This is a genomic window from Salipiger sp. 1_MG-2023 (genome assembly GCF_030547555.1).
Lineage (GTDB): Bacteria > Pseudomonadota > Alphaproteobacteria > Rhodobacterales > Rhodobacteraceae > Salipiger.
The window spans coordinates 1-5,466 of sequence record NZ_JAUOQN010000112.1; the positions used below are offsets into that span (position 1 = coordinate 1).

Consider the following 5,466-nt stretch of genomic DNA (forward strand, 5'->3'; position numbering starts at 1 on the left):
TCAACGGCATCAAGCCATCAACACAAGATCAGGCCGCCGCTTGATGACCGCCCAAACACCAGATTTGACAATAGCTCGTGCGTGCATCGCCAGCGTTTCGAAAGCATCCAGCACGCGATGCGCGTGATCGGTGACTGGATTGCCTTTCATAACAACTGCCGTCCTCATCAGGCCCTTTCAATGCGCATGTCTGCCGAGGCATTCAGATTAGCGGCCTAGCCTGAGCAGATTCCGCGAGGTCGATACACCGCCATGCTTGCAGGCATTCCACTCGCCTTCACCCTTGGATGTGATGCCTGTGCTGTCCAAAGCTCGAGAGGGCATGAGCACGTTCAGCGGCCCGCGTCCCCCGCGATAGGGTCGGTTCAGGTTCAGAGACGTCTCTCGCCGGCACAGCGGACTTAAATTGGGCACAGACCAATCAAGCCCGAGCATTTGCAACAGGCTTTGAACGAGGCCCGGTGTTTGCCTCAAGGGCATCCCGAAAGGAACGTTCATCCTATCTCGGGACATTGCTTTGGAACACCCTGCCGGGCAGTGGTCAGGCAGGTCAGGATCAAGCCAATCTCTCACACATGCAAGCATGTGTCGCCGGTCAAGGGATCTCCCGAGAACCACGCTGCCTCAGACTGTCATTGCAAGACGAGCCGTGCGCGGTCTTGCATGTCGTGGGAGACCAACTGTGCATGCCTTCCCGCTATCTTGCTGGAGTCACGCAGTGACTCCCTGACTGGGGTTGGGCGACAAAGCCTCTATAGATCTATCTCTTCCGCCTCTTAACGTTGCCCCCATGCTGCCCCGGCTTGCCCGCCGTCGATCTCCCCCGCGATTTCACCGCGTCTTCCGAGGCGCGCTCCACCGCCTGCTGCCGCGCCAGAGGGTCGTCCGATACCGCAAGGTTCACCGCCTCGAGCCGTTTCACCTCGTCGCGCAGGCGGGCGGCTTCCTCGAATTCGAGGTTCTCGGCGGCCTTGCGCATGTCGGTGCGCAGCCCGTCGAGCACTGCCTCGAGATTGGAGCCAGCGCGCGCGATGTCGACGTTGGCGGTCACCCGGTTCATGTCGACATCGCCCTGATAGAGCCCAGCCAGAATGTCATCGACGTTCTTCTTGACCGTGGACGGGGTGATGCCGTGTTCCTCGTTATAGGCGATCTGCTTGTCACGGCGACGATCGGTCTCGGCCAGCGCGCGTTCCATCGAGCCGGTGACGCGGTCGGCATACATGATGACCCGGCCTTCGGCGTTGCGCGCGGCGCGGCCGATGGTCTGGATCAGCGAGGTTTCGGACCGCAGAAAGCCTTCCTTGTCCGCATCCAGAATGGCGACCAGCCCGCATTCGGGAATATCCAGCCCCTCGCGCAGCAGGTTGATGCCGATCAGAACGTCGAACGCCCCAAGCCGCAGATCGCGCAGGATCTCGATGCGCTCGATGGTGTCGATGTCGCTGTGCATGTAGCGCACCTTGATGCCCTGCTCGTGCAGATATTCGGTCAGATCCTCGGCCATGCGCTTGGTCAGCGTGGTGCACAGCGTGCGATAGCCCTGCGCGGTGACCTTGCGGATTTCATCCAGCAGATCGTCGACCTGCGTGGTGACGGGGCGGATTTCGATCATCGGGTCAAGCAGGCCGGTGGGGCGGATGACCTGTTCGGTGAAGACACCGCCAGCCTGTTCCATTTCCCAGTTTGCCGGGGTCGCCGAAACGAACACCGATTGCGGGCGCATGGCGTCCCATTCCTCGAACTTGAGCGGGCGGTTGTCCATGCAGGACGGCAGGCGAAACCCGTGTTCCGCCAGTGTGAACTTGCGCCGGTAGTCGCCCTTGTACATCGCGCCGATCTGCGGCACCGAGACATGGGATTCATCGGCAAAGACAATCGCGTTGTCGGGGATGAATTCGAACAGCGTGGGCGGCGGCTCGCCGGGGGCGCGCCCCGTCAGATAGCGCGAATAATTCTCGATGCCGTTGCACACGCCGGTGGCCTCCAGCATCTCGATATCGAAATTGGTGCGCTGCTCCAGTCGCTGGGCCTCCAGCAGCTTGCCCTCGTTGACCAGCTGATCGAGCCGCTGGCGCAGCTCTTGCTTGATGCTGACCACGGCCTGATTCATCGTCGGCTTGGGCGTGACGTAGTGCGAGTTCGCATAGATGCGGACGCGCTCGAAGCTGGCGGCCTTCTGCCCGGTCAGGGGATCGAACTCGTCGATGCTTTCCAGCTCTTCGCCAAAGAACGACAGGCGCCATGCCCGGTCTTCAAGGTGGGCGGGCCAGATTTCCAGCGAATCTCCGCGCACCCGGAAGCTGCCGCGCTGAAAGGCCTGATCGTTGCGCTTGTATTGCTGTGCCACAAGGTCGGCCATGACCTTGCGCATCTCGTATTCCTTGCCAGCGTGCAGATCCTGCGTCATCGCGCCATAGGTCTCGACCGAGCCGATGCCATAGATGCACGACACCGAGGCGACGATGATCACGTCGTCGCGTTCCAGCAGCGCGCGGGTGGCCGAATGGCGCATCCGGTCGATCTGTTCGTTGATCTGCGATTCTTTCTCGATATAGGTGTCGGACCGCGCGACATAGGCTTCGGGCTGATAGTAATCGTAGAAGCTGACGAAATACTCGACCGAATTGTCGGGGAAAAAGCTTTTGAATTCGCCGTACAGCTGCGCCGCCAGTGTCTTGTTGGGCGCAAGGATGACCGCCGGGCGCTGGGTTTCCTCGATGATCTTGGCCATGGTAAAGGTCTTGCCGGTGCCCGTTGCGCCCAGCAGCACCTGATTGCGCTCGCCGTCGAGCACACCTTGCGACAGCTCTTGGATGGCGGTTGGCTGATCGCCCGCCGCGTTGAAGGTGGTGTGCATCACAAAGCGCTTGCCGCCTTCAAGCTTTTCGCGAGCCTTCACGTCCGGGGCTGGGGCGTGCAGCATCGGGGCGGACTTGTCAGAATGGGCGTAGGGCATGGCGGGATCCTTGGCTGCAAGGCGATGATGTGCCCTTGCGGGTGGCAGATTCAAGAGCCCGTCATCCGCCAAAATTTCAGGCGCGTTGCCCGGTCGCCCCGAGCCATCAGCTGTAATCTAGTGATCTTTTGCGAAAGGCCAAGAGCGGGTTGGTCACCCCGCGAATTTCCGGCCGATCGACGCCTTGGTGCGGCGGATTTTGCGTTGCCAGAAGCAGCGGGCGGGACGTAGCTTTTGTCAGCAAACAGCCGGCCCAGTCCGACGACGGACGCAACTGCCCCCTCGCTCCCCGGTGTCCGATTTGGTCCGGCGCTGTTTGCCGCGATCTGCGGCGCGGCAAAATCGTTTGGAAACCGCGTGATCTCTTGCCCCGAGACATCGGATCGCCGATAAAGGCCACATGTTTTCGGAGGGATTCCATGCGCGCTCGGATCTATCAGCCAGCCAGAACCGCGATGTCGTCGGGACAGGCAAAGACCAAACACTGGTTGCTTGAATTTTCGCAAAGCTCTGCGCGCGAGGTTGATCCGCTGATGGGCTGGACGTCGTCGGACGACACGCAAAGCCAGGTGCGGCTGAAGTTTGACAGCAAGGAAGCGGCGCTGGAATACGCCAAGGAGCACGGCATCGACGCCGCCGTCGCCGCGCCGCACAAACGCAAGCCGAACGTCCGCGCGCGTGGCTATGCCGAGAACTTTGCCGTTGATCGTAAGGGCGCGTGGACGCACTGAGCGTTGTAAGAGACACCTGAGTTTTTCCCAAGGAAGGCTAAGTATTCCCGGGATCTACATGTAGGGCGCCCATTGGGCGCTCTTTCCATATCTAGCACATGCTTGCAAAGCGCGCGGCTTGCGCATGATCCCGCGCAAGGATGCTTCATCCAAGGAGGGCCCCTATGGCAGGCAAGGTTCTAAACAAGAAGAACCTCCTTGAGCTGGGTGCGGACACGCTGGCCGACCTGCTGCTCGAGGCGGTGAAGGGCGACGCTGCGCACCAGCGGCGGGTGCGCATGGCGCTTTGCGCCGATCTGAGCCCCGAGGCGATCACCGCCGACATGCGCAAGCGCTTCGCCTCCATTCGCCGCGGTCGCAGCTTCATCTCCCGCAAGGCGCAGTAGAAGCTGGCGCAGGAACTGGCGGAGATGACGACGCTCATCGAGACCAGCATCGCGCCCGATGCACCGGACGCGGCTTTCGATCTGCTCTCGGCGCAGCTTCAACGCGCCGCCGGGATCCATGAGCGCACCGACGGCGGCTCGGCACCATCGGCGATCAGTGAAGATGCTCCCAAACTCAGCAAAGACCCCGAAGCTTTGGCCGACAGCGTCTTTGAGGCGATCTCGGACGATGGCTACGGTGCCTTTGACCATGCCGTACCCGCGCTGGCGGAGACGCTCGGGGACGCGGGCCTGTCCCGCCTCAAGGCGCTGGCCGAAGCGGCCTGGAAGCGCCGCTGACCGATGCCGACCTCGCCCGCTACGATTTCATTTCCGACCGCGATACCCGTGCCGAGCGCGCCCTTGCCGGGCGCAACCGTACGGCGGAGATGATCCTGCAGGACGTGGCCGATGCCGAGGGCGACGTGGACAGCTGGCTCACGCAATACAGGCCCGAGCAGTTGACCTACTCCACCATCGCTCCCTCCGCCGCGACCCTGCTGCTGGCGGCGGGTCGCCCCGAGGGCGCGCTGCGGCTGATCGAGGCAGCCCTGCCCGGCGAAAGCGGCGATCCATGGTTCGACACGCCCGAACTGGACGAGGCACATTTCGCCTGCCTTGAGGCGCTCGACCAGGACGACCTACGCGCCGCGCTCTGGAGCCGCTTCGAGCGGCGGCACTGCCCCGACGCATTGCGCCGCCACCTCAAGCGTTTGCCCGGCTTCGAGGACATCGAGGCCGAGGACGCCGCGCGCCGCATCGTGCGCGCCTGCAAACCGGTCGAGAAGGCACTGGCCTACTGCCTGCAGGCCCCCGACCAGCCGCTGGCGGCTGAATTGATCGAAGCCCGCAGCGAGGAGATCAACGGCGATGTCTACGAGGTCCTCACCCCGCTCGCCGACGCCCTCGTCCCGTATCACCCGCTCGCCGCCGTGCTGCTGTGGCGCGCGATGATCGACTTCGCGCTGGGTAACACTGTGGGCCTCGGAAAACCGATCTCCGGACCTTGGTCATGGACAAGATTGAGGTCCGGAACCGGCCGAGGCTGTGTAGAAACGGAAGCCTGCCGTTCGCCTCGTGGCCGAGCGCTGCGGTGCAGTTTCTCCAGACCGGCCATTCGTCCATCTTGCAGCATTTTCGGCGGGTGAAGGTCGGCTGTACGGGGCATTGTAAGCTTCCGCTGCGCGACGCATGAAGGTCCGTTCCCTTTGGAGCAGTTTGCCCGCAGTGTGCATTCGACGGGCCTGCAAAGCTCCTGCCCCACGAACTGGAGGGAGAGGTGGTCCTGAATTTTCGACCAGTTTTCCGCCGGGCTAAGCTGTAGCATGGGTTTCATTTCAGGCGGCAGCTT

General features: G+C 62.5%; 4 protein-coding genes and 2 pseudogenes. 4 read left to right on the forward strand and 2 right to left on the reverse strand.

What is annotated here, in order from left to right:
- The coding region (locus tag Q4543_RS23615; protein WP_303442462.1) for an integrase core domain-containing protein at positions 1 to 219 on the forward strand (219 nt) is incomplete at its 5' end.
- 27 nt (positions 220 to 246) lie between these two features.
- On the opposite strand, the pseudogene Q4543_RS23620 reads toward Q4543_RS23615, so the two are convergent.
- Together Q4543_RS23620 and uvrB are read right to left on the reverse strand one after the other, a co-directional pair.
- Positions 247 to 498 (reverse strand): annotated as a pseudogene (locus tag Q4543_RS23620) (transposase); the annotation flags it as partial.
- A gap of 262 nt (positions 499 to 760) precedes the next feature.
- Positions 761 to 2,959 (reverse strand): excinuclease ABC subunit UvrB, encoded by a 2,199-nt coding sequence (gene uvrB, locus Q4543_RS23625; protein ID WP_303442465.1) that lies wholly within the window; start codon positions 2,957 to 2,959, stop codon positions 761 to 763.
- Positions 2,960 to 3,378: 419 nt separating this feature from the next.
- Here uvrB and Q4543_RS23630 point away from each other — a divergent pair, with 419 nt between their 5' ends.
- The 3 genes and pseudogenes from Q4543_RS23630 to Q4543_RS23645 all read left to right on the forward strand — a co-directional run bounded on the left by Q4543_RS23630 (position 3,379) and on the right by Q4543_RS23645 (position 5,263).
- Entirely contained in the window at positions 3,379 to 3,690 is a 312-nt protein-coding gene (locus Q4543_RS23630; RefSeq protein WP_303442468.1) for an ETC complex I subunit, read from the forward strand.
- Between the two features lie 164 nt (positions 3,691 to 3,854).
- Positions 3,855 to 4,415, forward strand: a pseudogene (locus tag Q4543_RS24725) (DUF6880 family protein).
- 89 nt (positions 4,416 to 4,504) lie between these two features.
- On the forward strand, positions 4,505 to 5,263 hold the full coding sequence (locus tag Q4543_RS23645; protein WP_303442477.1) for a DUF6880 family protein: 759 nt from the start codon (positions 4,505 to 4,507) through the stop codon (positions 5,261 to 5,263).
- Positions 5,264 to 5,466: the final 203 nt, after the last annotated feature.

Coding starts and splice junctions, on each gene's coding strand:
- Q4543_RS23630 (WP_303442468.1), top strand. CDS start 3,379: ATGCGCGCTCGGATCTATCAGCCAGCCAGAACCGCGATGTCGTCGGGA.
- uvrB (WP_303442465.1), bottom strand. CDS start 2,959: ATGCCCTACGCCCATTCTGACAAGTCCGCCCCGATGCTGCACGCCCCA.
- Q4543_RS23645 (WP_303442477.1), top strand. CDS start 4,505: ATGATCCTGCAGGACGTGGCCGATGCCGAGGGCGACGTGGACAGCTGG.